Origin of the sequence: Vibrio sp. Vf1514, assembly GCF_052076135.1 — a bacterium.
In the GTDB taxonomy this organism is placed as follows: domain Bacteria; phylum Pseudomonadota; class Gammaproteobacteria; order Enterobacterales; family Vibrionaceae; genus Vibrio; species Vibrio furnissii.
Genome location: NZ_CP197268.1, coordinates 1,439,683 through 1,463,340, shown reverse-complemented (window position 1 = coordinate 1,463,340; position 23,658 = coordinate 1,439,683). Strand labels below are relative to the sequence as shown.

The window sequence follows — 23,658 nt, the reverse complement described above, 5'->3', positions numbered from 1 at the left end:
ATTTGCATTCATTTTGTGAGCTAAATCATTACAATCACCGATGGCGATGCGGCCAATGAATGTTAAATCTCAATCAATTAGGTAAAGAACAATGAAATGGTGTCGATGGATTGCGCGCAGCGTTGTGCTCATTAGTGGCTGTCTGAGTTTGATGGCCTCGGCCGTAACTGTGACGGACAGTCACGGTGAATTCACCTTGAATCAGGTGCCACAGCGCATTGTTGCGCTGGAATTTTCTTTTGTGGATGCACTGGCTGCGGTGGATGTCAGCCCAGTGGGCATCGCGGATGACAACGACCCAAGTCGATTGCTGCCTGCGGTGAGTGCCAAGCTCGGCCAATGGCAGTCGGTCGGCACGCGCTCTCAACCGAGTCTGGAAGTGATTGCGTCGCTGAAACCGGATCTGATCATCGCGGATGTTGATCGCCACTCTGCGGTGTATCGCGATTTGTCGAAAATTGCGCCGACGCTCTTACTGCCTTCGCGTCGCGAAACTTATGAAGATAACCTCAAATCGGCGGCGATCATCGGCAAAGTGATCGGTAAAGAGGCCGAAATGCAGCAGCGCTTATCGCAGCACCATCAGTTGATGGACCACTACGCGGCGCAGTTGTCTGGTCTGAACCATCAGACCGTTCAATTTGGTGTTGCGCGTGAAAATGGCTTTTATGCGCACGCGGCGGAATCGTATGCGGGGGGCGTAATTCATGCGCTGGGACTGGCTGCGCCCACTGGGCTGAACAATGAAAATGCGTCGCGCCAAATCAGTTTAGAGCAACTGTTGGCCCTCAACCCGAACTACCTGGTGGTCGGCGATTACACCGAACAGAGCATTGTCAGCCGTTGGCAGAAACAGCCGTTGTGGAACGTGCTGAATGCGGTGCGAGCCAAGCAGGTGCTGCATGTGGATGGCAACATGTGGGCGCGCTGCCGAGGCATTCTGGCCGCGGAATACATGGCGGCGGATCTGGCGAAACTGGTTCAATCCTGATGCGGTTGACGCCATCGATTCAACGAACGGGCGTGGTGATCACGCTCGTTGTCTTTCTGCTGCTTGTTGCTTGGGGCGCGTTGTTTGCTTACTCGGCGGTGCCGGTGTCTGCGACGGATGCGCTGACGGCACTGTGGGCGCCGAATGAGCAGGTCATTGCGCATGTGATTGTGCGCGATATTCGCCTGCCGCGGGTGCTCGATGCGGCTTTGGTTGGCGCCAGTCTGGCAGCGGCAGGCACGTTGATGCAAGGGCTGACTCGAAACCCGCTGGCATCACCCAGTTTGTTTGGCGTGAACGCAGGTGCGGCGCTGGGTATGGCGCTGGTGACCACGGTGTTTGCTGCTTCATCGTCACTCAGCAGCCCGCTGGCTGCGATGATTGGCGGGCTGAGCGCGTGGTGCTTGGTGATGATGCTCGGCGGCGCGTGGAAAATGGGTGCCGAGCGTGGGCAACTGGTGCTGGCGGGGATTGCCATCTCCGCGTTGTGTAGTGCCTTGACCAAAGCCAGCGTGATTCTGGTGGAAGATCAGGCCGCCAGTGTGATGGCGTGGCTGGCGGGCTCGTTTGCCCATGTGGAATGGCGCACTTGGCACATGAGTTGGCCGCCGCTGTCGCTGGCGCTGGTGCTCAGTATGTTGCTGGCTCCGAAAGTGAATGTGCTGGCGATGGGGGATGAGCGGGTGAAAAGCCTGGGCGTGAACCTAACGCTGCTGCGCGTGCTGGTGGGGCTGGCGGTGTTGGTGCTGGTTGGCATCAGTGTCAGTACGGTCGGCGCGATTGCATTTGTGGGGCTGATTGTGCCGCACATGGCTCGCCTTCTGGTCGGTTACGATCACCGAATTTTGTTGCCCGTGGTGATGCTGCTGGGCGCCATGCTCACACTGGGCGCCGATATCATCAGTCGCGCGGTGGTGTTTCCCACCGAAACGCCCGCAGGGGCGGTGTTGGCGCTGATTGGCGCGCCGTGTTTCCTCTATCTGGTGAGGAAAAAACAATGAATCCGATCCGTAAAACGCAACTGATTCTGTTGTGCCTGCTGGTGGTTGCGGCCTTAGCCAATCTGAGTTTGGGCGCGGTCAATCTCAGCACGGCGCAGGTGTGGAATGGCCTGTTTCAAGGCAGCGAACACTATTTTACCATTCACGACTATCGCCTGCCCCGCGTGTGGATTGCACTGCTGGTGGGGGCGATGCTCGCCACTGCGGGCGTGCTGATTCAAGGCGTGATTCGCAACCCGCTCGCTTCGCCGGACATTCTTGGCGTCAGCCATGGCGCAGGGCTTGCAGCGGTCGCGCTGATGACACTGTGGCCGACCCTCTCCGTCTATTGGTTACCGGCAGCGGCGCTGGCGGGCGGGATGGCCTCGGCGCTGGTGCTGGCACTGGTGTGCGGTGGTCAAACCGCGCCGGTCAAACTGGCGATTACTGGTGTGGCGCTCGCGGCGTTATACGGCAGTGCGATTGACTTTTTGATCCTCACGCAGCCGCTGGAAATCAACAATGCGTTGTTGTGGCTGACTGGCAGTTTGTGGGGGCGCGGCTGGTCGCAACTGACGCTGCTCTGGCCGTGGTGGGTACTGCTTCCTGTGGTGTTGTGGCTCAGCCATGCGCTGAATCTGCTCACGCTGGGTGATGAACGCGCCACAAGCCTCGGCATTTCGGTCGCTTGGGTTCGTGCGGGCGCACTGCTGGTGGCCGTCATCTGGACCTCAGCAGCGGTCGCGGTGTGTGGGCCGCTCAGTTTCCTCGGCTTGGTCGCGCCGCATCTGGCGCGGCAACTGGTGGGCGGCCGCCATCAACAATTGCTGCCAACGGCGATGCTGGTCGGCGCGCTATTGCTGCTGGTGGCCGATCTGATCGCGCGTATCATCCATCCGCCGCTGGAACTGCCCGCAGGGATCCTGACCGCGATCATCGGCGCGCCGTACTTTTTATATCTGTTAATGAGAATGAGATAAGCCATGCGTTTAACCACTGAAAATCTGATTGTCGGCTACGGCAAAGGGCCGATCGTGAACGGTGTGGATGTCGTCATTCCGGAAGGCAAAATTACTGCGTTGCTCGGCCCCAATGGCTGTGGCAAATCCACGTTGCTGAAAACCTTGTCACGCATTCTCCATGCCGAAAGCGGGCAGGTGTTGTGGCAGGGCAAACCGATCGCGCAGGTGCCGTCGCGTTTGTTGGCGCAGCAACTGGCGCTGTTGCCGCAATCGCAAGAGCCGCCGGAAGGGGTGAGTGTGCGCGAAGCAGTGGCGTATGGTCGCAGTCCGTACACCGGATTCTGGGGCCAGCTGTCTCGCGAGGACAAGCGCATTGTTGAACAGGCGATGCAGGCGACCGGTGTGGCGGAATTTGCCGACCGCGCGGTGTCGGATCTGTCCGGCGGTCAGCGTCAGCGCGTGTGGCTGGCCCTGACCTTGGCGCAAGATACCGATTTTGTGTTGCTTGACGAACCGACGACTTACCTTGATATCAACCATCAGGTTGAACTGATGAAGCTGATGCGCCTGCTCAATCAGCAGGGCAAAACCATTGTCACCGTGTTGCACGACATCAATCAGGCGTGCCGCTACTGCGACCACCTGATCGTGATGCAGCGCGGACGCATTGTTGGCGAAGGGGCACCCGGCGACGTGATGACGCCGCAACTGCTCGCCAGCGTGTTTGAACTGGATGCGGAAATTCACCGCGACCCGATTGCTGGCACGCCGATGTGCATTGTCCGCTGACCTGCGCGCACTCCCCAGTACTTCCCGCTTGAGATTGAGGCCCTGAACCTCGCTCAAGTGGGAACCTTTTTCTTGTCTACGCCCCGATGATCGTGCTCCCTCTTTGCTTCTGCGCCCAAGGTTTCATCTGGTGGGGAGGATGCTTTTTTCACCCGATCGCGCTGCAATGGCAGCGTGACATCAACGAGGTGAACATGAACGCAAGACAACAAGCCCAACAACACTTTGATCAAAGTGACGCGCCGCTTATCGTCGGTGACGTGAGTCACTGCCCGTTGCCGCCGGAGCAACTGGCGACATTAAACGCCGATTCGCCATACGTGGTTGAGGTGATTGGTTCTGGTCTGACTGCGGAGGTGTTTCACCTGCGGGTGAACGGGCGGGATTATAATCTGAAAAAACGCCGCCAAACGGCCAAAGTTGCTAATCTGGACGGGCAATATTCGTTTCTCAACGAAGTGCAGCGCAGGCGAGATTTTGAGGCCCTGAAAGCAAATCCGGCCACCGCGCCGCACTTTGCCCACATTGTGCCCACGCTCTATGCGGATTATCGCTTGGGCATTCTGCTCTCGCCGTGGATTGACGGACAACACATCCAAACGCTGACGTCGGATTTGATGGAGCAACTGTTGGCGACGCTGGAGGCATGCGAAGCGCATGGGCTGATGGAGTGGGATTTGTGCGGCGGGAATATGCTGGTGGACAGCGACAATCAGTTGTGGCTGTTTGACTTTGGTTACATGTATCCGTTTGATCCGCTGCGCGAGTTCAACAGCAACGGCACGCAAGACCCGATATTTCATGCGGTGGAACGTTTTGAAACCCGCTTCTTCTTTGGCTGGTTGCTGTCAAGCGCATTGACAGAGACGCAGCAACTGACCCTGTTTCGCCAACTGAAACAGCGGGCTGTGGCGAGCTATCAGCGCAAAGTGCATTGGCTACACACCCAGCAGGCGACGTCACCCGTGCTGGCACATTACCGCCAAATCATAGCGCGTTGGCAAACGGCGCTGAGCAGTGAACACGCGTTCGTTCATTTGTTTCAACTGGAGGCGTTTCGCTCTCATGTGCTCGATATCGAAGACGATCTGCACGGTCAGTCGTGCACGCCGCTGACCCTGAAACGCATCGATTACGTGCTGGATGTGATTGCGAACGATTACCCCAATATCGCGCAACATGGCGGCCTATTTTATGCCAATCGCGGCAAATCAGCTACGCAACTGACGGATGATTATCAACGCAAGCGTGAGCTGGCGCAGCAGTATCAGATTCGTTAGCCCAGCAATTCGTCAACTTGGCGATGGGTTGGCTCAGAGCGCCGTTTGCACCGCGCAACCCGCTGACTAACCATGGCGGGGCTCATCACGAGCGGGCACATCACGAACAGGCTCATCATGAACAGACTGCAATTTGTGCTGAATCAACGCCGTCATCCAGTCCATCAAAACGCGGACCCGCTTGGCCAGATGTCGGCGATGTGGATAGAGCAGGTACACGGGCAGCGGCTGACAAGTGAAGTTTGCCAGCACTTCAACCAATTGCTCGCTGGCGACCAGCTTACGCACGCCCGATTCTGGCGTTTGAATCAGCCCGATGCCCGCCAAACACGCCGCGGTGTAAGACTCGGCATTGTTGACCGTCAGCGCGCCCGCCATGTCAATGGTGTGCAACCGCTCGCCATCCCAGTATTCCCAACCGTCCGGCTGACCGCCGAGATTTTGCGCGTAGTGCACCAGTTGATGGTGCGATAAGTCGTCCGGCGTTTTCGGCTCGCCATGGCGCGCCAGATAGTCGGGGCTGGCATAGGTACGTACCGCCATGTCACACACCTTACGTGCGATTAGCGCTGAATCACTCAACTGCCCGGCACGAACCACAAAATCAAACCCTTCCCGCACCACATCCACGCGGCGATCGGTGCTGCTCAGTTCCAACTGAACGCCCGGATGTTGCTGCAGAAATTCGGCCAGATGCGGCACAACCACGCCTTTTGCCATCCCCGTTGGCATGTCGACCCGAATGCGCCCGCTGAGCTGCTGCTCTGTTTGGACGAATAAGGTATCGAGTTCTTCAAATTCAGCCAGCAGATCGAGGCAACGCTCATAGTAGGTGCGCCCGTCAGGTGTTAACGACACTTTGCGTGTCGTGCGCTGCAAAAGGCGCGCACCTGCCTGCGTTTCAAGCAGTTGGATGTGATTTGAGACGCTGGCTTTCGGCAGCCCTAACTCTTCGGCGGCGCGGCTGAAGCTGGCAAGCTCCGCAACGCGCACAAAGGTGTGCATGGCAGTCAGGCGATCCATAGATGGCTCCTATTGTTCGTGAATGATGAATAGTGTAATCAATTTATCGCTGTTTATCCTACTTATGTTGGCTAATAAGCTGTATTGACTGTAACCCAACACCAAAAAAGGAAACTCCAATGGATTCTCGTATTGCTTTGATCACCGGTGCCAGCCGTGGGCTGGGCCAAAATGGCGCGCTGAAACTGGCCAAGCAGGGCGTGGATATTATTCTCACCTACCACAGTCAGGCCGAGCAGGCGCAGCAAGTGGTGGCAGAGATTGAAGCGCTCGGCCGCAAAGCCGTGGCGATTCAGCTCGATACCGGCAACATCAGCGAATTTGAGCCGTTTGTGGCCGAAGTGAAGCAGGTTTTAGCCACACATTGGCAGCGGGACGATTTCGATTTTCTGGTCAACAATGCCGGCATTGGTATGGATGCCAGCCTGACCGACGCCAGCGAAGCGCTGTTTGATCGCCTGTGCAATATTCATTTCAAAGGTGTGTTTTTCTTGACGCAGGCGCTGGCTCCTTTGCTACGTGATGGTGGTCGTATTCTTAATGTTTCATCCGGCCTGACCCGTTTTGCCATGCCGGGAAAAGGGGTGTATGCCGCGATGAAAGGAGCGATTGAAGTCTATACCCGTTATCTGGCCAAAGAGCTGGGCAGCCGGGGGATTCGCGTTAACGTTCTCGCGCCGGGGGCGATTGAAACCGATTTTGGCGGTGGCGCGGTGCGTGATGTGGAGGCGATCAATGCGCATGTGTCGGCCAACACCGCGTTGGGCCGTGCGGGGCTGCCGGATGACATCGGCGGCGTGATGGCTTCACTGCTGGTCGGCGACACCGGATGGATCCAAGGTCAGCGCATCGAAGCGTCTGGCGGCATGTTCTTATAAGTTTTATCGAGCGTATTGAAATGCCCCGGGCCGTTGGCTCGGGGCGTTTTGTTTGCGCCGGGCAGCAGGCATGACGACACGTCGCAGCTCTGCCGCTTGACTCATGAAACATTCTCAATACAATGCATGTACGTTTTATATATGTATCGTATCATCATGGGCATCGTAAAAATCTCCGATGAGCTGCATGAAGAACTGCGCAAAGCAAGTTCGGTGATGTCACGCTCAATCAACTCTCAAGCAGAATTCTGGATCAAAATGGGCATGTTGGCGGAATTGCATCCGCAACTCTCTTTCAATGAAATCGTGGCGAACTTAATGCAATCGGTGAATGTGTCTGCCACCCACATTGCGGTGACCGCAGAGGCAAATCATGAATCATGACATTCACATCAAATCGGAAGATGACATTGCATTGATGCGCGAGTCGGGCAGATTACTGGCGCAGGTGTTCAAGATGTTGGACACCTACGTTCAACCGGGTGTGTCGACCATGGACATCAACAACACGGTGGAAGCGTTTATTGAACAAGAACTGAACGCACGCCCAGCCAGCAAAGGCCAATACGGCTATGAGTTTGTGCTCAATTCATCGATCAACGAAGTGGTGTGCCACGGCGTGCCGAAGGTGACGCAATTTCTCAAACGCGGCGACATCGTCAACCTCGATATCACGCTGGAGAAAAATGGTTTCATCGCCGATTCGAGCAAAATGTACGTGATGCCAGATGCCTCACCGCTGGCCAAAAAGCTGGTGGACACCACCTACAACGCCATGTGGGAAGGGATTAAGTTGGTGAAACCGGGCGCAAAATTGGGTGATATCGGCCACGCCATTCAGCACTATGCAGAATCTCGCGGTTATAGCGTGGTGCGCGAATACTGCGGCCATGGTATTGGGCGCGAAATGCATGAAGAACCGCAAGTGCTGCATTACGGTTTGCCCAATCGAGGGCTGACGTTGAAAGAAGGAATGACCTTCACGATCGAACCGATGATTAACCAAGGCACCGCCAAGATCAAAACCAAGAACGATGGGTGGACGGTGATCACGCGCGATAAAAAGCTGTCGGCGCAGTCAGAGCACACGATTTTAGTGACTCGTACGGGCTATGAAGTGTTGACGCTACGCGATGAGGAACAATTGCCTGAGGCCTAAAGGGCGTCAGGCCATGCCAAATTTGGGGCTGGGCACGGTGTATCGACCGTTACCGCGCCATGTGCAGAATCGGGAACGGTTTGCCGAGGTCGTCTAAGGGCGATCGGGAGACCACATGAAAGCCCATATGCTGATAAAACCCCGTCGCAGCGGGGTTTTGTTCGTTCACATCGACGGCGTTTGCGGCCATGTGCTCCATGGCGTGCAGTAGCAACTGTTTGCCGACACCTTGACCACGTGCTTCATTCAATACAAACAGCATCTCAATCTTGCCCTCGTGCACGCCAATAAAGCCGACAATAGCGCCTGCCGCGTTTCTGATGTATCGCAGCGCGACCGCCGAAAAGGCGTGTTCAAGAATCAGCGGTTTAAAAAACGCGATGTCATCTTCTGTGATGAAGTCGTGTGTGGCGCGAACGGAATTTTCCCATACCGCTAACAGTTGCGGGTAATGTTCAGGCCCTGCGGTTTCGATGAGCATGGGGCAATCTCTTGGTGCATTCTTTTCGTACATTTTGTTGGTGTATTCTTCTGGTATGAGGGGCGCTGTTCAACACCATCGTGCGATCCATTTAAGGTCCTCTCCATTTACGGCGATATCCATGTAACGGCGATATCCATGGCTACGTTTTACGCAGATCAGGTTGTTTTACGCAGATCAGGTTGTTTTTCGCGGATCAGGTTGGTTCGCGCCGCAGTGGCTTGGTCAGCAGGTGCTGTTTTTCGGCAAAGCCGGATTGTGCGTAGAAACGGATGGCGCCATCGTTGTTTGACCACACGTGCAATTCCAGCGCCGTCGCACCTTGCGCGGCTGCCCAGCTTTCAAATGCTGCCAACATGTCATCGGCGACGCCTTGTCGGCGGGCGTGCGGCGACACAATCAGCTCGTCGACGTATCCCGTGCAGCGCGACTGTACCCATCGGTGTGCTCGCGTCCGGGTGATCTGACCAAGTAACGCGCCGACCACGAGGCCTTCGTGTTCGGCCACGAGAAGCTGCTGCCCGGCATCATCGATGATCGCTTGCAACTCTGGTGCTGTCAGCACATCGTTGGTGACGCGCACGGTCTCTGGCGCCAACGTGGCGTTGTGTTGGTTCTCCGCCACAAAGAGCGCCACCAAGGCGCGCAGATCGTTCACCGTTGCTTCGCGTGTCACGCGAGGCTTCTGCACGCTTGAGTCCAAAAGCGCAGGCTCAAGAGCCATTACTTTTTCATCATCTTGGCTAAGTCAGCAAACGGGTTGTACGTCGCGCCTTGGTGTTCATCTTCGCCGGGCTTGATTTCGCTGCCGTACAAATCATGCTCGAGGTATTTGCTGTGCTCGTGATCATGGCAATACAGACACAACAGTTCCCAGTTGCTGCCATCTTCAGGATTGTTGGTGTGGTCGTGATCTTTGTGGTGAACCGTCAATTCACGCAGGTTGGAATAAACAAATTCTCGTGCACATCGGCCGCATACCCAAGGGTAGAGTTTGAGTGCTTTTTCGCGATAACCGGCTTCTTTACGAGCGTAATTGGCACTGGTGCCGTAATGATCTGATGACATGGTTGTCTTCCACAAAATAGAGTATGCGCCGATGCTATCACGACAACGAGGCCAGAAACAGTGACTCAGATTCAGTGGGGGCGGCGTGCGTGATTTCAGTGCACAAATCTAAAGCGGGTTTGCGCGCAGGTCATGCCGTGGGGGCGGGCGATGCGCATTCATTTGGATGTTCGGGAAGAGAAAAAAGGATTGGCCGAGCGACCAATCCTTGCGAGCTTGGGAAGGTTAGCTTACTCGTAATCAGACGCGTATGTTTCTGCGTAAGTGTGTGAGTAGAGTTCGAACAGGTTGCCGAACGGGTCTTCCAGATACACCATTTTTGCTTGTTTGTTGTCGTCTTCTGGGTGGTAGCGCATGATGTCCATTCGCACTTTACCGCCAAACGCTTCCACGCGTTGAATGGTGCCTTCGAAATCATCGGTTTGCAGACAGAAGTGGAAGATGCCGATGCGAGAGAAGTCGACTTGGTGACGTTCTTGGCGTTCTTTCATTTCGAACAGCTCGAAACCGATGCCATCATTGGTTAGTAGATGCGCGATGTTAAAGCCTTTAAACCCTTCCCCAAAGACTGCGATACACATGCGGCCAATTGCGGTTTCGCGTTCTTCGGTCACTTGGGTATTGTCCATCACAATGCTCAGCCCCAAGGCTTTTGTGTAGAACTCGACTGCTTTGTTCATGTCGCCAACCATGATGCCCACGTGATTCATTTTCATACGATTCTCCAAAAAATTGAGTTGTTTGTTTCGCTGTTTGTGTCGATGGAGAGAAGTATAGGGAACTGCGATTGAATTAAAAAATTATCAATATTTATAAAAATAATAATGGTTTGTTATTGTTTTCTACCCGTTCAAGACGTCGCGACACCGCTGATAATACGGCTCGTCGAACACCATCGCGGGGTTTATCGAGCGAGATGGCATCGCTTATTGGGTTTCACGTTGACGAAAGCCGCTGGGTGTCAAACCGGTCACGCGGCTGAATTCACGATTGAAGTTGGATTTGGTTTGAAAACCGGAATTCAGATAGACCTGCGTAATGCTCTCATCGCTGCGTAGCAAACGCTGCTTGGCGTACTCGATGCGATATTCATTGAGTATTTTTGAGATGTTGCGGCCGTGAATCTGATTGACCGCCATTGAAATCTGCCGCGCGGGAATCGTCAGTTTGCGCGCCAGACGATCCAAGGTTAAATCCGGGTCGAGAAATGCCTGCTTTTCTTTCATCAGCGTATCGAGTCGCGTCAGAATCGCCTGCGCGTGTTCATCACTCATCGCATTGTTGTCGCTTTGCTCAACGGCAGAGTCTGGCGCGCTCGCTTGCGGCGCTTCTTCGGCCACGTGCAAAGTACTTTGCGCCACCATCACCACTGCTAACGCCAAGGTGGGCAACAATAGGGTGTAACCGACCGCCAGCACATACATCGCGTGGCGGCCCTCATACAGCGCGAAATCAAGCGTTAGCGCGCCATCAATGCAGGCAGAAAACAGCAGCATGCAACCGGCGATGCGCTCGGCGTAGCGCACCCAGTCCATGTCGGACAACCGGACTCGCGACGCTTCACTGCGCGAGGCCAGCAGCAGTGCGATGCCGTAGCCGATATACAGCGTTGTCAGCATCAAATCGAGTGGTGCATGCCAATACGGATAGCTCAGCGATCCGGCGGCAATCACCAGTGGCCCGAGCCAATGCAGGCGCGCAAGTCGTCCGGGTTGATGGGCGCGGCGAAAACAGTGCCAGGCCGCCATCGGCACCAGCGCGGCACACACCGGCTGCAACATGCGAAACAGCGCGACATCCAGTGTCCAGCGCAGGCCGACAATTGCCGTGGTTAAGGCGCAGAGCGCGGTAAACCAGCTGGCGGGTTTGGTCGCCGCATCGGATTTGACCCACAACACGATCGCCAACATCAACAGCAGCAATGAGACAACAAAGGGCAGGGGAATGGCGATCATCGGGTTTCCTTACATGGGCAACGTTTCATTATCCAACGTGCTAAGCCTACCGATTTCTCCGCGTCACGTGAAGCGATTGCGGTCCTCAAACCGGATTGAGGAAGTCCTCGAACCGGATCGAGGACGCGCCCGCCAAGGCATTGCGCCAAAGTGACCCTGTTCGGCGTAATGCTTGAGTACACATGTCGAACATCATTTTAACGACAGAGGTCATGGGCGAGAAAAAGGAGCGCGATGATGAATTGGTATTGGCAGGCGTGGCAACTTGGGTTGAGTTTTTCCGGGCGAGCGACGCGTCAGGCGTACTGGATGTTCTTTTTGGTCAATCTGCTGGTCAGCCTTGTTTTGGTGGCGCTGGAGATCAACGCCGGTTCGCCGCCGTGGGTGGAAGTGGCGTACAGCATACTCAGCTTTCTACCGCTGGTGGCGGTGACGGTGCGCCGTTTGCACGACACCGGACGCTCTGGCTGGTGGAGTTTGGTGTGCTTTATTCCGGTGATTGGTGTGGTTGTACTGTTGGTGCTGATGGCGCTGCGCTGCGAGCCGCACCGCAATCGTTTTGATGTCGCGCAATAGGGAGGAACGGAAGATGAGACGAATTCAAACAGCGGTTTGGTTGGCACTCGTATGGGCATTTGGCCTATCAAGCGTGGCGCAGGCAACGGAAAACCCGCGGGTGGGCGAATATGGACAAGACACCACGGCGGCATGGCTCCCCAGCGATGTGCAAGGTCTGGTCATCGTGCCCACCGTGGCAGAAGGGCATCTGGTTTATCTGCATGGGATCGCAGGCAAAGGCGCGTACCTGAGTCGCAATGAGGATGGTGAATTGTGCATTGTGGCGCCGCTGCACATCGTGGCGGGTAACTTTGAGCAAGGCGGTATTGTGGTCAAAGAAACCGGCCCGGTGACGCTGCGCATTTACAGCCGCGAAGTGTCGCAAGCGCTGAAAAACGGCGATCAGGTCACGAGTGAGCACTTACACGTAACACAAGGGCTCAGTCATGAACCCGGTGATGTGGCGATCGAAAGCGGCATCGGCAGCCAAGTACATTTTATTTTGAATCCGCGCCGCAAGTGGACCTCGTGGCTCAATGGCGAATGGTCAGCCGCGCGCTGTCAAACCGCGACCGAGGCACAACTCAAGCAGCTCTACACACGTCAATATTAGCGTTAGGTTCGTGAATCGTGACTCGGTTGATGAATCGCGATCAGGTGCATGAGTTCGCTGCAAACATTGATTCGCTGCAAACATTGATTCCACCTCAGCATTCGACTTGTTATTGGCATATGCTAATTTCATTTTTGAGAGTGAGGTGGATGATGACCAAGGCGTTAGAATCGCACGCAATGTGCGCGGTGTGCTCGCCAGCCGAGCACAATCCTTATTCATTGGGCGTGGCTTTGGGGTGCGACGAGCGCGGGCAAGTGAGTGGTCACTTTACCGTCTGTTCGCGTCATCAGGGGTATCGGGGAAAGCTGCATGGCGGAATTGCCAGTTCGCTGCTGGATGCCGCGATGACGCACTGTTTGTTACACCAAGGCATCGAAGCGTTGACGGCGCAGTTGGACGTGCGCTTTCATCACCCGATTGTGGTGGGGGAACAGGTGGTGATTTCGGCGCATTGCGATACGGTGCGCCGAGGGATTTACCTGCTGACCGCGCAGCTGCACGTTGACGGTGAGCTGCGGGTCAGCGCCAGCGGCAAATTTCTCCAAGAGAAAGTGAAAGCGAGCTAACTGCGCAAGTATTTGTCCATTTCATCTTTCGGCACCATGCCGCCCCCGGTTGCCCATACCAAGTGCGTGGCGCGGCTGAGTTGGGCATCACTGAAACCATGCTGAGCGAGATAGCCGTGATCGCGCTGTGCGACCATCGGCCCTTTCATGCCCGCCAAGGCTGACGGTTCGAGCTGAATCTGTTCGTAATCGCTGAGCATTTTCAGCAGCGTAAATAACGTTTCGTCGCTGACGGTGTAATAGCCATCGAGCAGGCGTTCCATGGCGCGGCCGACAAAACCCGATGCCCGCCCGACCGCGAGACCATCAGCTGCGGTGAGGTTATCGATGCCCAAATCTTGCACGCTGATGGCATCGTGCAAACCGGTGTGTACGCCAAGCAGCATGCACGGCGAGTGCGTCGGTTCGGCAAACAGGCAGTGCACGTGATCGCCAAACGCGAGTTTGAGTCCAAAGGCAACGCCGCCCGGGCCACCGCCCACGCCGCACGGCAGGTAAACAAACAGCGGGTGATCGACGTCGACGCGAATTTCGCGCTGTGCCAATTGCGCTTTGAGGCGCTCACCGGCCACCGCGTAGCCCAGAAACAGCGTGCGGGAGTTTTCATCGTCGATGAAAAAGCAGCTCGGATCGTTTTGAGCCTGCGCGCGCCCTTGTTCAACGGCGACGCCGTAGTCGCTGTCGTATTCCACCACGGTGACGCCATGTGAGCGCAGTTTGGCTTTTTTCCATTCACGGGCATCGGCCGACATGTGCACTGTGACGCGAAAGCCGAGCTTGGCGCTCATGATGCCAATCGATAGGCCGAGATTTCCGGTGGATCCGACGGCAATCTGATGCTGCGAGAAAAAGTGGCGCAGTTCATCGCTCGCCAGCGTTCGGTAATCGTCTTCAAGGTGAAGTAAACCCGCTTGCAGCGCGAGTTGTTCGGCGTGGGCCAGCACTTCGTAAATCCCGCCTCGCGCTTTGATCGAGCCCGAAATCGGCAGGTGGCTGTCGAGTTTGAGCAGCAGCTTGCCCGGCATGTCAGTTTGGTAGTGAGATTGCAGCGCGCGGCGCATGTGATCGATGGTCACCAGCGGCGATTCGATGATGCCCTGGTTGACGGCGGTTTCAGGAAACACGTGTTCAATATACGGCGCGAAGCGGCGCAGCCTTGCAGCCGCATCCTGCACGTCTTGTTCACTGAGGCCAACATGGGGCAGGCCTTCCGCCAGCGTGGTGATGTTGGGGTTGAACCATTGCGTTTCTTGCAGCGCAATGAGCTGTTTGAGCAATGGAAATCGTTCAATAAGGGCTTCGGTCATGGGGCACCTTCTCATCGGGTTTTAACTTGTCATCATAACGATTTGTGTCGGTTTGCCTAGGGCGGGGCAATCAAAGTCTGAACCGATGCGTCACCTTGGCTGAGTGGATGTCGAAAATCTTCAATCTCTGATGTTTCCCATTCCCTATGCTGTGAAAAACAGAGGAGAAAGACCATGTCAAAACGCATCAACTACATCCACATCGCACCGCAAGCCATGGAAATTTTGTACACCCAAGAAGCGTACTTCCATGAACAGTTTCGTCAGTCGGACACCCTAAATATGACCACCTGGGAGCTGGTAAAGTTGCGTGTATCGCAAATGAATCAGTGCGCTTTCTGTATCGACATGCACAGCAAAGACGCGCTTAAAATGGGGGAGCAGCCCGAGCGAATCTGGGGGCTGAGTGCCTGGAAAGACATGCCACTTTATAGCGAGGCTGAACGCGTGGCGTTGGCGTGGGCAGAACTGCTGACGGCAGGTCTACCGGTGGACGATGACGCCTATCTGCTCACCTTGAATACCTTTGGTGATAAAGCTATGGTGAACCTGACGGTGGCGGTGAATGCCATCAACAGTTGGAACCGGATAGTGAAAGTGTTTCAGCCGCAGGTGGGCCTGTATCAACCCAACTAATCGCAATGTGGGAACATCCGTTTGGATTTAGATTTTGAGATCTTCAAACCGCAGGGGTTATTAGCCGGCCAGATTCAGGCAATCTGGTCGGTTTCTGTTGCGCCTGAAACCAAGCAAACCGTGCGCAGGCAACTCCTCAGCGATGCAGGCACGGGCGTGACCTTTATTTTGCAACAGCAGGTGCAAATGGACGACGAATGGCAGTCGCCGGGCGTGGTGTTGCTGCCGGTCAGCACTTTGGCTCATCAGGTTGGCTTGCCACCGGGAGCCGTGGTGGCGGGGGTACGCTTTCATCCAGCGGTAGGCTATCAGCTGTTTGGTGAACGGCTGGAGACGCCGTTGCGTATTGCGGGCGACCACCCACTTGCCGCGTCGGCACAGACCGCCTTTTCTGCGCTGCAAAGCGCGCGTTCTCCGGCTGCCAGAATCACCATGTTATATCGCTGGTGCCACGCGTTGATCGCGCAGTATGAGCCGCAAGATGTGGGACATATCATTCATCGCCAGCCCGAGACGCTCAGCCAGCGTCAGCGCGAACGCCAGTTTCAGAAATGGCTGGGGATCACGCCGAAACAGTATCAACGCATCGTGCGGGTGAAACAGACCTTGGAGCAACTGCGCGCGCAGCCCAATGTGTCGCTTGCCGATTTGGCGCTCGAACAGGGCTTTGCCGATCAGGCCCACATGACGCGTGAGTGCAAACAGATCGCCCGCATCACGCCCAAACAATTTGTCCGCCAGCGCAAGTCCTGATGGGCTGGCCAGCAGGCATAAAAAAAGCGCCGCAAGACGGCGCTTTTTCGATGGAGCGGTGAGCGAATTATTTCGCAGCCACTTCACCCAGTTTGATCCACGTATCAATCACAGTGTCCGGGTTGAGCGAGACCGAACTGATGCCTTGTTCCATCAGCCATTCCGCCAGATCTTCGTGGTCGGATGCCCTGACCACAAATGCCGACGTATTTACCCGCTTTGGTGGCCGCATCAATCGCCATCTTCAGCATCACTTTCACCGCTGGGTTGCGCTCGTCAAACAGGTGCGCCACGTCACCGGAGTCACGGTCAAGGCCAAGGGTCAACTGAGTCATGTCGTTTGAGCCGATAGAGAAACCATCGAAGTACTTGAGGAACTCATCCGCCAGTACCGCGTTGGATGGCAGTTCGCACATCATGATCACTTTCAGGCCTTGCTCGCCACGGCGCAGGTCGAACTTCGCCAGCAGGTCGATGACCGATGCCGCTTCGCTTGGTGTACGCACGAATGGAATCATGATTTCGACGTTTTTCAGCCCCATTTCGTTACGCACGCGTTTCACCGCCAGTGTTTCCAGTTCGAAACAGTCTTCAAACACCGGTGAGATGTAGCGAGACGCTCCGCGGAAGCCCAGCATTGGGTTTTCTTCGTGCGGTTCGTAGTGCTTGCCACCCACCAGGTTGCTGTACTCATTCGATTTGAAGTCTGACATACGTACGATCACGCGTTTTGGCCAGAATGCCGCGGCGATGGTCGCGATGCCTTCAGTCAGTTTGCTGACGTAGAAATCGATTGGATCTTTGTAACCACGAATGCGGTTGGTGATTTCAGCTTTCAGTTCATCGGTTTGCGCGTCGAAGTTCAGCAGCGCTTTCGGGTGAATGCCGATCATCTTGTTGATGATGAATTCCAGACGCGCCAGACCCACCCCTTCGTTCGGGATTTGTGCAAAATCGAAGGCACGATCCGGGTTACCCACGTTCATCATCACTTTGGTTGGCAGCAGTGGCAGTTCATCAACCGATGAGCGGCGCACTTCAAAGTCCAGCAGGCCTTGGTACACGTAGCCGGTTTCCCCTTCCGCACACGAAACGGTCACGGTTGCGCCGTCTGTCAATGTGCTGGTGGCGTTCCCACAACCGACGATCGCCGGAATGCCCAGTTCACGCGCGATGATCGCCGCGTGACAAGTACGGCCGCCACGGTTGGTGACGATCGCAGCGGCTTTCTTCATTACCGGTTCCCAGTCTGGGTCGGTCATGTCGGTGACCAGCACATCGCCTTCTTTGACCAGTGACATTTGATCCAGGGAATCGACCAGACGAACGGTGCCGCTGCCGATGCGCTGACCGATCGCACGGCCTTCAATCAGGATGTCGGCTTTGTTGTTCAGCTCGTAACGCTCAATGACGTTCTGTTCGCTTTGTGAACATACGGTTTCTGGACGCGCTTGTACGATGTACAGCTTGCCGTCGATGCCGTCTTTCGCCCACTCGATGTCCATTGGACGCTGGTAGTGCTTCTCGATGATCATCGCTTGTTTTGCCAGCTCTTTGATCTCGTCATCTCTCAGAGAGAACTGATTGCGTTCGGCGTCGGTGGTGTCGATGATTTCAACCTGTTTGCCGATCACTTGGCTGTTGGCGTAGATCATTTTAACCAGCTTCGAACCGAAGGTTTTCTTCACGATCGGCGCTTGGCCTGCTTCCAGCAACGGTTTGTGCACGTAGAACTCATCTGGGTTCACCGCGCCTTGCACCACCATTTCGCCCAGACCCCAAGCCGAGGTAATGAAGACAACTTGGTCGAAACCAGATTCAGTATCGAGAGTGAACATCACGCCCGATGCCGCTTTGTCTGAACGCACCATGCGCTGGATACCCGCCGACAGCGAGATGCCGCGGTGGTCAAAGCCTTGGTGCACGCGGTACGAGATCGCGCGGTCGTTAAACAGCGACGCGTACACGTGCTTGGTCGCTTCCAGCACCGCATCGATGCCTTTCACGTTCAGGAAGGTTTCTTGTTGGCCCGCAAACGAAGCGTCTGGCAGGTCTTCAGCGGTAGCCGAAGAGCGAACCGCGACCGAAAGCTCGGGGTTGCCTTCAATCAGGGTGTCGTAGTTGTCTCGAATGTCCTGCTCTAAATCTGCAGGGAATGGGGCGTCTAATACCCATTGACGGATGGTGGCACCTGTCTTGCGCAGGGCTTCTACATCGTCAACGTCCAGTTCGTCGAGCAGGGTATGAATGCGATCGTCCAAGCCTTCAAAATCAAGGAATTGGTTGAACGCGTAAGAGGTTGTCGCAAAACCGTTGGGTACGGACACACCGGCGTTGGCGAGGTTAGATACCATTTCGCCAAGTGATGCGTTTTTACCGCCGACTTTATCGACATCTTCCATGGATAGGCTATTGAACCAGAGGGTGTTCTTTTGCATGTCTTTCTCCAGAAACATTGCAGCTTTGTAGGGGAGGGCAATCGATTACGTGGCAACTGAAAAAAATTCCGAGGAATTTTTCAAAGCTGTGGGGGCCGTAATGGCATGCCGGGTTTTATTATCGGTATTATGTAAACCATCGTAATAAAATTTATTTGAATGTTTAAACGAAAATGGAAATAGATTGTCAAAGCCGTGATGTATTCTACGTTTCGGATGGAACCGCGATTACATGTGAAACATTAGGTCACGTCGTTCTCGGCCAGTTTTCTTTTGTGCCGAACGAAAAGACCTTCCCGTTTGTCGAAACCGACGACAAACTGAGCGACCTCATCAAACAGATCGAGCACTCATTTCAGCGCAACGGCGTTCGCCCGTTGGTGTTCTTCTCCATCGTCATTCCTGAGTTTCGCTCGCGTCTGCTGAATGCCCCCGCGCACTGTTATGACGTGCTGGAAAGCATTGTTCAGCGCGTCAAAGATGACATTCAGATGGAGCCGACGCCCAAACTGCAACGTTCGCGCAGTGTCGGCAAAGATTCCAACACCTACTTTGACCGCATCGCCGCGATTGAATACACCCTGGCGCACGATGACGGCATCTCCACCAAAGGCCTCGATCAGGCTGATGTGGTTCTGCTTGGCGTGTCGCGCAGTGGCAAAACCCCAACCAGTTTGTACATGGCGATGCAGTTTGGCCTGCGCGTGGTGAACTATCCGTTTATTGCTGACGACATTCGCGCGCTTAAACTGCTGCCGGAATTTGAAATTCACCGTCACAAGCTGTTTGGCCTCACCATTGACCCGGAGCGCTTGACCGAAATTCGCGAAAACCGTCTATCGGGCAGTGATTACGCCAGCACCGAGCAGTGTCAGACGGAACTCGCCACAGTCGAAGCGCTGTTTCGCCGCGAAGCGATTCCGTACATCAACACTTCATCGTTGTCGGTGGAAGAGATCTCCACTCGTATTCTCGAAAAAGCCGGGCTGAAACGGCGCTTATTCTGACGTTAACGCCCCATTTCAATCCATCAACAGGGCGCCTCGGCTCCCTGTTTTTTCAGCGCTCAGCCAAGTGGTATTCGTGAACCACTTTAATTAACCGGGCGCGCCACTTCATCGACTAAATACAGAATCGACTGGTACGGAATACCGCTGTGATGCGACAAGCCAATTTCACACGTGCGACTGTTACTAAAGCCGCGCGAACAGGCTGACGGCACTTGCTCTTTCAATGGATGTACCGCCGCCGCGTTCAGCTCTGGGGTGGTAAAGCCTTTGTCGCCCGCCCAACCGCAGCACTGAATGTGCTCTGGCACCACCACGTTAGTCACGCACGCCTGCGCCAGTTTGAGCATCTCGCTTTCCAGCCCCATGCGACGCGAACTACAGGTGATGTGCAGCATCACGGTTTCCTGTTTCGGCGTGATTGCTAGGTGATCCAACAGATACTTACTGACAAAACCCGTTGGTTCGAGAATTTCCAGCGGTTTGGTGAACTGCTCCATGCTGCGTTTGGCGCACGGGCTGGTATCCATCAGCACCGGATAGTCGCCGTGATGGCTCGCTTCCCATAACGCCGCTTCCAGTTGCTGGGCTTTGTTTTGCGCCAGTTCGGTCATGCCTTTGCTGTCGTAGGGCATGCCGCAGCATTGGCTGCTGAGTTCGCTCGGCAGAATCACCTCAAAGCCCGCTTTATTGAGCAGTGATAAAGTCACCTCGGTCAGTGGGCGCTGATCCTGCGCGTCATTTTGCTGGCCCATATTGCGGCTGGCACACGACGGCAGATAGACCACTTTTTTCTCACGGCGCGGCAGATTCTCGGCGGCGAGTTCAAGTTGATGGGTGTTGGCCTGTGGCATCTCCGGCATCCACAGCGGCGTTTTGCCTTGGGTCAGATTGCGCAGGCCGTTGGTCAGGTTGCCGACGGTTTTCTTACCCAGCACCTTGGTTGCCAGTTGGTTCGCTTTCAGTCCGCTGCGCGCAATGGCGGTGGTGGCGGAGAAGTGCTCGGCCGTCCAGCGCGCAATCGGGGTGAATTTCTGATATTTAGCGGTGCGCAGTTTCTTCACCAGATCGCCGGTGTTGATGCCCACGGGGCAGCGCTCGGCACACAATCCGGTCGCGGCGCAGGTATCTAGCCCCTGATACTCGAATACTTGCTCAAGTTCGCTCGCCTGCACGTTTTCACCCGCGGCAATGTGGCGCTGCAATTCACGGAACAGCACAATGCGCTGACGCGGAGAGAGCGTTAAGGTGCGCGACGGACACACCGGTTCACAGAAGCCACACTCGATGCAGCGGTTGACCAAATCATCGGCCGCCGGCATCGGTTTGAGATTGCTGATGTGCGAATGGGGATCGGGGTTGATGATGACGCCCGGGTTGAGCAGGCCGCGCGGGTCAAACAGCGCTTTGATTTTTTGCATCAACGCGTAGCCGTCTTTGCCCCATTCCAGCTCCACATACGGTGCCATGTTGCGTCCGGTGCCGTGCTCCGCTTTCAGCGAGCCTTGATACTTCACCGCCACCAGTTCGGCAACATCGTCCATAAAGGCGCCGTAGCGGTCGATCTCTTGCTGGCTGTCAAAGCCCTGCGTGAACACAAAGTGCAGGTTACCTTCCAGCGCATGGCCGAAAATGATCGCTTCGTTGTAGGCGTATTTGTCGAACAGTGCCTGAAGGTCGCGCACGCCAGCGGCGAGATCTTCAACCGGAAACGCCACGTCTTCAATGATGACGGTGGTGCCGACTTCGCGCACGGCGCCCACGGCCGGGAACATGCCTTTGCGAATGCCCCATAATGTTGCCACCATGCGGCTGTCGGTGGTAAAGGGCACGGATTCGAGAATGTGATAGTCGCTGAGCGCGCGCATGATCGCGTCGCACTGCGTATCCAGCGTGGCTTGATTGTTGGCGTGGGATTCAATCAGCAGGGCGGCTGCTTCGAGATCCAATGTGGCGATAAACGCAGGCATGCCTTTTTTATCGGCCACCGAGCGCATCGCGCGGCCATCCATCATTTCAACCGCCGCGACCGGTGATTTTGACAGCGTCGTCACGGCTTGACTGGCTTGTTCAATATCGGCAAACACCAACAGCGCCGACGCTTTGTGCGCGTGTTCAATGACGGTGTTGTAGGTGATTTCGGCGATAAAGCCGAGTGTGCCTTCTGAGCCGATCATCAGGTGCTCAAGCACCTCAATCGGATCGCTGAAATCGACCAGCGCATTGAGCGCGTAGCCGGTGGTGTTTTTCAGGCGGTATTTGTGACGAATGCGCTCGGTTAATGCTTGATTGGCGAGCGTTTCAGCGCACAGCGCTTCAAGGCCAGTAACCAGATGCGCTTTGTGCTGCTTGAAGTGTTCCACGCTGGCGGCGTCTTGGGTATCCAACACAAACCCGTCGGCGAAGACGATTTTCATACTGTCGACGGTGCGATACGAGTTCTGCGCCGTCCCGCAGCACATGCCGCTGGCGTTATTGGCCGCGATGCCGCCGATTTTACAGGTATTGATCGACGCCGGATCCGGGCCGATTTTGCGCTGAAATGGAGCTAGGTATTTGTTGGCATCGGCGCCAATCACGCCTGGTTGGAGAAGAATTTTATCGCCATTTTCGAGGATTTGGTGACCACGCCAATCGTCGGTCAGGGTGATCAACACAGAATCGGATACCGCCTGACCCGACAGGCTGGTGCCTGCTGCGCGGAAGGTGAAATGAATGCCGAGTTCGCCGCAGCATTCAATGGCAAAAATCACTTCGTCGAGTGATTTCAAGCGCAGTACGATTTTGGGAACCAAACGATAAAAACTGGCGTCGGTGCCGTAGGCGAGGCGCTTGGCCTCCTGAGTCACGATACGTTCCAGGTCGATTTTGCTGCTCAGTTTCTGTTCTAATTGACGATAATGTTCGGCAGTAGGTGACTGATTCATCATAGCTTCCAGTGTCATGCTTTCAGTGTTAGGAAAGAAGGCTTCAAAATGGAATTTCGAAGCCTTCTTGGGGGTTATCCGTTGACCAGCGATTCACGCGACAGGTCTTGAATGGTTTTAGCGCCGGTCAGCGTCATGGCGACTCGCATCTCTTTTTCAAACAAGTCGAGCAGGTTTTCTACGCCGGCCTGTCCTTGGGCGGCCAGTGCGTAAACAAAGGCGCGGCCGAGGAGCGTACAGTCGGCGCCCAGTGCCAGCATGCGCACCACATCGAGGCCCGTGCGGATGCCGGAGTCGACCAGAATCTTCAGGTCGCCTTTCACCGCATCCGCGATGTCTGGCAGCGCTCGTGCAGTCGACAGGACGCCGTCGAGCTGACGGCCGCCGTGGTTCGAGACCACGATTCCATCAGCACCAAAACGTACCGCATCTTTGGCATCTTCGGTATCCAGAATGCCTTTGATCACCATCGGGCCGTCCCAGAAATCGCGAATCCATTCCAGATCTTTCCATGAAATCGACGGGTCGAAGTTTGTGCCCAGCCAGCCGATGTAATCTTCCAGTTTGGTGGGGGTGCCGCGATAGGTGGAGATGTTGCCCAGATCGTGCGGTTTGCCCAGCAGACCCACATCCCACGCCCAGCTTGGGTGCGTCATGGCCTGCATCACGCGGCGCGCGGCCGCGTTCGGGCCACTCATGCCGGAATGCATGTCACGATAGCGTGCGCCCGGCACTGGCATATCCACCGTAAACACCAATGTGGTCACGCCAGCGGCTTTAGCGCGTTCCAGTACGTTTTTCATAAAGCCGCGATCTTTGAGTACATACAGTTGAAACCACATCGGGCGGTCAATCGCCGGTGCCACTTCTTCAATCGGACACACCGAGACGGTGGAGAGCGTAAACGGAATGCCTTTGTTACTGGCGGCGGTGGCAGCCTGCACTTCGCCGCGGCGGGCGTACATGCCGGTCAGGCCAACTGGCGCGAGGGCAATCGGCATCGCCAGCGATTCACCAAACAGTTCGGTCGACAGATCAAGCTGTGACATGTCGTTGAGCACACGTTGGCGCAGCGCGATGTCAGACAGGTCGTCGGTGTTGCGGCGCAACGTATGTTCACTGTAGGAGCCGCCATCGATGTAGTGAAACAGAAACGGAGGCAGTTTGGCTTTCGCCGCAGCGCGGTAATCGGTGGATGCCGAAATAATCATAGATACATTCCTAATGTTAGCTCGTGCAGGTCAGATGCCTGCTTATGCCCGTGAACCGAAACGCTGCTGATGA

At 55.6% G+C, this 23,658-nt stretch carries 23 protein-coding genes and 1 pseudogene; 14 read left to right on the top strand and 10 right to left on the bottom strand.

Features of this window, described 5'->3' with window-relative positions; genetic code table 11:
* Window positions 1-91 precede the first annotated feature (91 nt).
* From ACS18Q_RS21475 to ACS18Q_RS21455, 5 genes are all read left to right on the top strand, one after another.
* The gene (locus ACS18Q_RS21475) at window positions 92-991 is read left to right on the top strand and encodes a Fe(3+) dicitrate ABC transporter substrate-binding protein (protein ID WP_441257854.1); all 900 of its coding nucleotides are present in this window, start codon (window positions 92-94) and stop codon (window positions 989-991) included.
* Entirely contained in the window at window positions 991-1,992 is a 1,002-nt protein-coding gene (locus tag ACS18Q_RS21470) for an iron chelate uptake ABC transporter family permease subunit (RefSeq protein ID WP_441257853.1), read from the top strand. Before ACS18Q_RS21475 ends, ACS18Q_RS21470 begins: the two co-directional genes overlap by 1 nt.
* Window positions 1,989-2,951, top strand: a complete 963-nt coding sequence (fecD, locus tag ACS18Q_RS21465) for a Fe(3+) dicitrate ABC transporter permease subunit FecD (protein WP_158164694.1) — start codon at window positions 1,989-1,991, stop codon at window positions 2,949-2,951. Before ACS18Q_RS21470 ends, fecD begins: the two co-directional genes overlap by 4 nt.
* 3 nt (window positions 2,952-2,954) lie before the next feature.
* A complete protein-coding gene (fecE, locus tag ACS18Q_RS21460) occupies window positions 2,955-3,722 on the top strand; it encodes a Fe(3+) dicitrate ABC transporter ATP-binding protein FecE (protein WP_154179516.1) in 768 nt (255 codons plus the stop codon).
* 194 nt (window positions 3,723-3,916) lie between these two features.
* Window positions 3,917-5,002, top strand: coding sequence for an AarF/UbiB family protein (locus ACS18Q_RS21455; RefSeq protein ID WP_441257852.1), 1,086 nt, complete (start codon window positions 3,917-3,919; stop codon window positions 5,000-5,002).
* Between the two features lie 66 nt (window positions 5,003-5,068).
* Here ACS18Q_RS21455 and ACS18Q_RS21450 read toward each other — a convergent pair whose 3' ends face one another.
* Entirely contained in the window at window positions 5,069-6,025 is a 957-nt protein-coding gene (locus ACS18Q_RS21450) for a LysR substrate-binding domain-containing protein (RefSeq protein ID WP_441257851.1), read from the bottom strand.
* A 119-nt stretch (window positions 6,026-6,144) separates the two neighbouring features.
* Between ACS18Q_RS21450 and ACS18Q_RS21445 the strand changes: the two genes are divergently transcribed.
* From ACS18Q_RS21445 to map, 3 genes are all read left to right on the top strand, one after another.
* Window positions 6,145-6,903, top strand: coding sequence for an SDR family NAD(P)-dependent oxidoreductase (locus ACS18Q_RS21445; protein ID WP_004727528.1), 759 nt, complete (start codon window positions 6,145-6,147; stop codon window positions 6,901-6,903).
* A 156-nt stretch (window positions 6,904-7,059) separates the two neighbouring features.
* Entirely contained in the window at window positions 7,060-7,287 is a 228-nt protein-coding gene (locus ACS18Q_RS21440) for a ParD-like family protein (protein ID WP_038152288.1), read from the top strand.
* The gene (gene map, locus ACS18Q_RS21435) at window positions 7,277-8,062 is read left to right on the top strand and encodes a type I methionyl aminopeptidase (protein ID WP_055465504.1); all 786 of its coding nucleotides are present in this window, start codon (window positions 7,277-7,279) and stop codon (window positions 8,060-8,062) included. Before ACS18Q_RS21440 ends, map begins: the two co-directional genes overlap by 11 nt.
* Window positions 8,063-8,111: 49 nt before the next feature.
* Here map and ACS18Q_RS21430 read toward each other — a convergent pair whose 3' ends face one another.
* The 5 genes from ACS18Q_RS21430 to ACS18Q_RS21410 all read right to left on the bottom strand — a co-directional run bounded on the left by ACS18Q_RS21430 (window position 8,112) and on the right by ACS18Q_RS21410 (window position 11,566).
* Window positions 8,112-8,543 (bottom strand): GNAT family N-acetyltransferase, encoded by a 432-nt coding sequence (locus ACS18Q_RS21430; protein ID WP_441257850.1) that lies wholly within the window; start codon window positions 8,541-8,543, stop codon window positions 8,112-8,114.
* A gap of 196 nt (window positions 8,544-8,739) precedes the next feature.
* Window positions 8,740-9,234, bottom strand: a complete 495-nt coding sequence (locus tag ACS18Q_RS21425) for an N-acetyltransferase family protein (RefSeq protein ID WP_441257849.1) — start codon at window positions 9,232-9,234, stop codon at window positions 8,740-8,742.
* Window positions 9,235-9,266: 32 nt separating this feature from the next.
* Window positions 9,267-9,611: a YajD family HNH nuclease gene (locus ACS18Q_RS21420; protein ID WP_014257756.1), complete on the bottom strand. Its 345-nt coding sequence runs from the start codon at window positions 9,609-9,611 to the stop codon at window positions 9,267-9,269.
* A 230-nt stretch (window positions 9,612-9,841) separates the two neighbouring features.
* Window positions 9,842-10,327: a VOC family protein gene (locus tag ACS18Q_RS21415; protein ID WP_014257755.1), complete on the bottom strand. Its 486-nt coding sequence runs from the start codon at window positions 10,325-10,327 to the stop codon at window positions 9,842-9,844.
* 210 nt (window positions 10,328-10,537) lie between these two features.
* On the bottom strand, window positions 10,538-11,566 hold the full coding sequence (locus ACS18Q_RS21410; protein WP_441257848.1) for a helix-turn-helix domain-containing protein: 1,029 nt from the start codon (window positions 11,564-11,566) through the stop codon (window positions 10,538-10,540).
* Window positions 11,567-11,800: 234 nt separating this feature from the next.
* Between ACS18Q_RS21410 and ACS18Q_RS21405 the strand changes: the two genes are divergently transcribed.
* The 3 genes from ACS18Q_RS21405 to ACS18Q_RS21395 all read left to right on the top strand — a co-directional run bounded on the left by ACS18Q_RS21405 (window position 11,801) and on the right by ACS18Q_RS21395 (window position 13,306).
* Window positions 11,801-12,142, top strand: a complete 342-nt coding sequence (locus tag ACS18Q_RS21405; protein WP_032080905.1) for a DUF805 domain-containing protein — start codon at window positions 11,801-11,803, stop codon at window positions 12,140-12,142.
* A 13-nt stretch (window positions 12,143-12,155) separates the two neighbouring features.
* Window positions 12,156-12,737, top strand: coding sequence for a hypothetical protein (locus ACS18Q_RS21400; RefSeq protein ID WP_441257847.1), 582 nt, complete (start codon window positions 12,156-12,158; stop codon window positions 12,735-12,737).
* Window positions 12,738-12,889: 152 nt separating this feature from the next.
* A complete protein-coding gene (locus tag ACS18Q_RS21395; protein ID WP_004727541.1) occupies window positions 12,890-13,306 on the top strand; it encodes a PaaI family thioesterase in 417 nt (138 codons plus the stop codon).
* Here ACS18Q_RS21395 and dsdA read toward each other — a convergent pair.
* Window positions 13,303-14,613 carry a D-serine ammonia-lyase gene (gene dsdA / locus ACS18Q_RS21390; protein WP_441257846.1) on the bottom strand — a complete coding sequence of 437 codons (1,311 nt, stop codon included), beginning with the start codon at window positions 14,611-14,613 and terminating at the stop codon, window positions 13,303-13,305. The genes ACS18Q_RS21395 and dsdA overlap by 4 nt on opposite strands.
* A gap of 174 nt (window positions 14,614-14,787) precedes the next feature.
* On the opposite strand from dsdA, the gene ACS18Q_RS21385 reads away from it, so the two are divergent.
* Window positions 14,788-15,249 (top strand): carboxymuconolactone decarboxylase family protein, encoded by a 462-nt coding sequence (locus ACS18Q_RS21385; protein WP_441257845.1) that lies wholly within the window; start codon window positions 14,788-14,790, stop codon window positions 15,247-15,249.
* Window positions 15,250-15,270: 21 nt separating this feature from the next.
* Window positions 15,271-16,002: a helix-turn-helix domain-containing protein gene (locus tag ACS18Q_RS21380; RefSeq protein ID WP_441257844.1), complete on the top strand. Its 732-nt coding sequence runs from the start codon at window positions 15,271-15,273 to the stop codon at window positions 16,000-16,002.
* Between the two features lie 67 nt (window positions 16,003-16,069).
* Here ACS18Q_RS21380 and ppsA read toward each other — a convergent pair.
* A pseudogene (ppsA, locus tag ACS18Q_RS21375) lies at window positions 16,070-18,440 on the bottom strand (phosphoenolpyruvate synthase).
* Window positions 18,441-18,613: 173 nt separating this feature from the next.
* Here ppsA and ppsR point away from each other — a divergent pair.
* Window positions 18,614-19,447: a posphoenolpyruvate synthetase regulatory kinase/phosphorylase PpsR gene (ppsR, locus tag ACS18Q_RS21370; RefSeq protein ID WP_441257843.1), complete on the top strand. Its 834-nt coding sequence runs from the start codon at window positions 18,614-18,616 to the stop codon at window positions 19,445-19,447.
* A gap of 86 nt (window positions 19,448-19,533) precedes the next feature.
* Here ppsR and ACS18Q_RS21365 read toward each other — a convergent pair whose 3' ends face one another.
* Both ACS18Q_RS21365 and lldD read right to left on the bottom strand, forming a co-directional pair.
* Window positions 19,534-22,392: an FAD-binding and (Fe-S)-binding domain-containing protein gene (locus tag ACS18Q_RS21365; protein ID WP_441257842.1), complete on the bottom strand. Its 2,859-nt coding sequence runs from the start codon at window positions 22,390-22,392 to the stop codon at window positions 19,534-19,536.
* Between the two features lie 56 nt (window positions 22,393-22,448).
* Window positions 22,449-23,585 (bottom strand): FMN-dependent L-lactate dehydrogenase LldD, encoded by a 1,137-nt coding sequence (lldD, locus tag ACS18Q_RS21360; RefSeq protein WP_004727548.1) that lies wholly within the window; start codon window positions 23,583-23,585, stop codon window positions 22,449-22,451.
* Window positions 23,586-23,658: the final 73 nt, after the last annotated feature.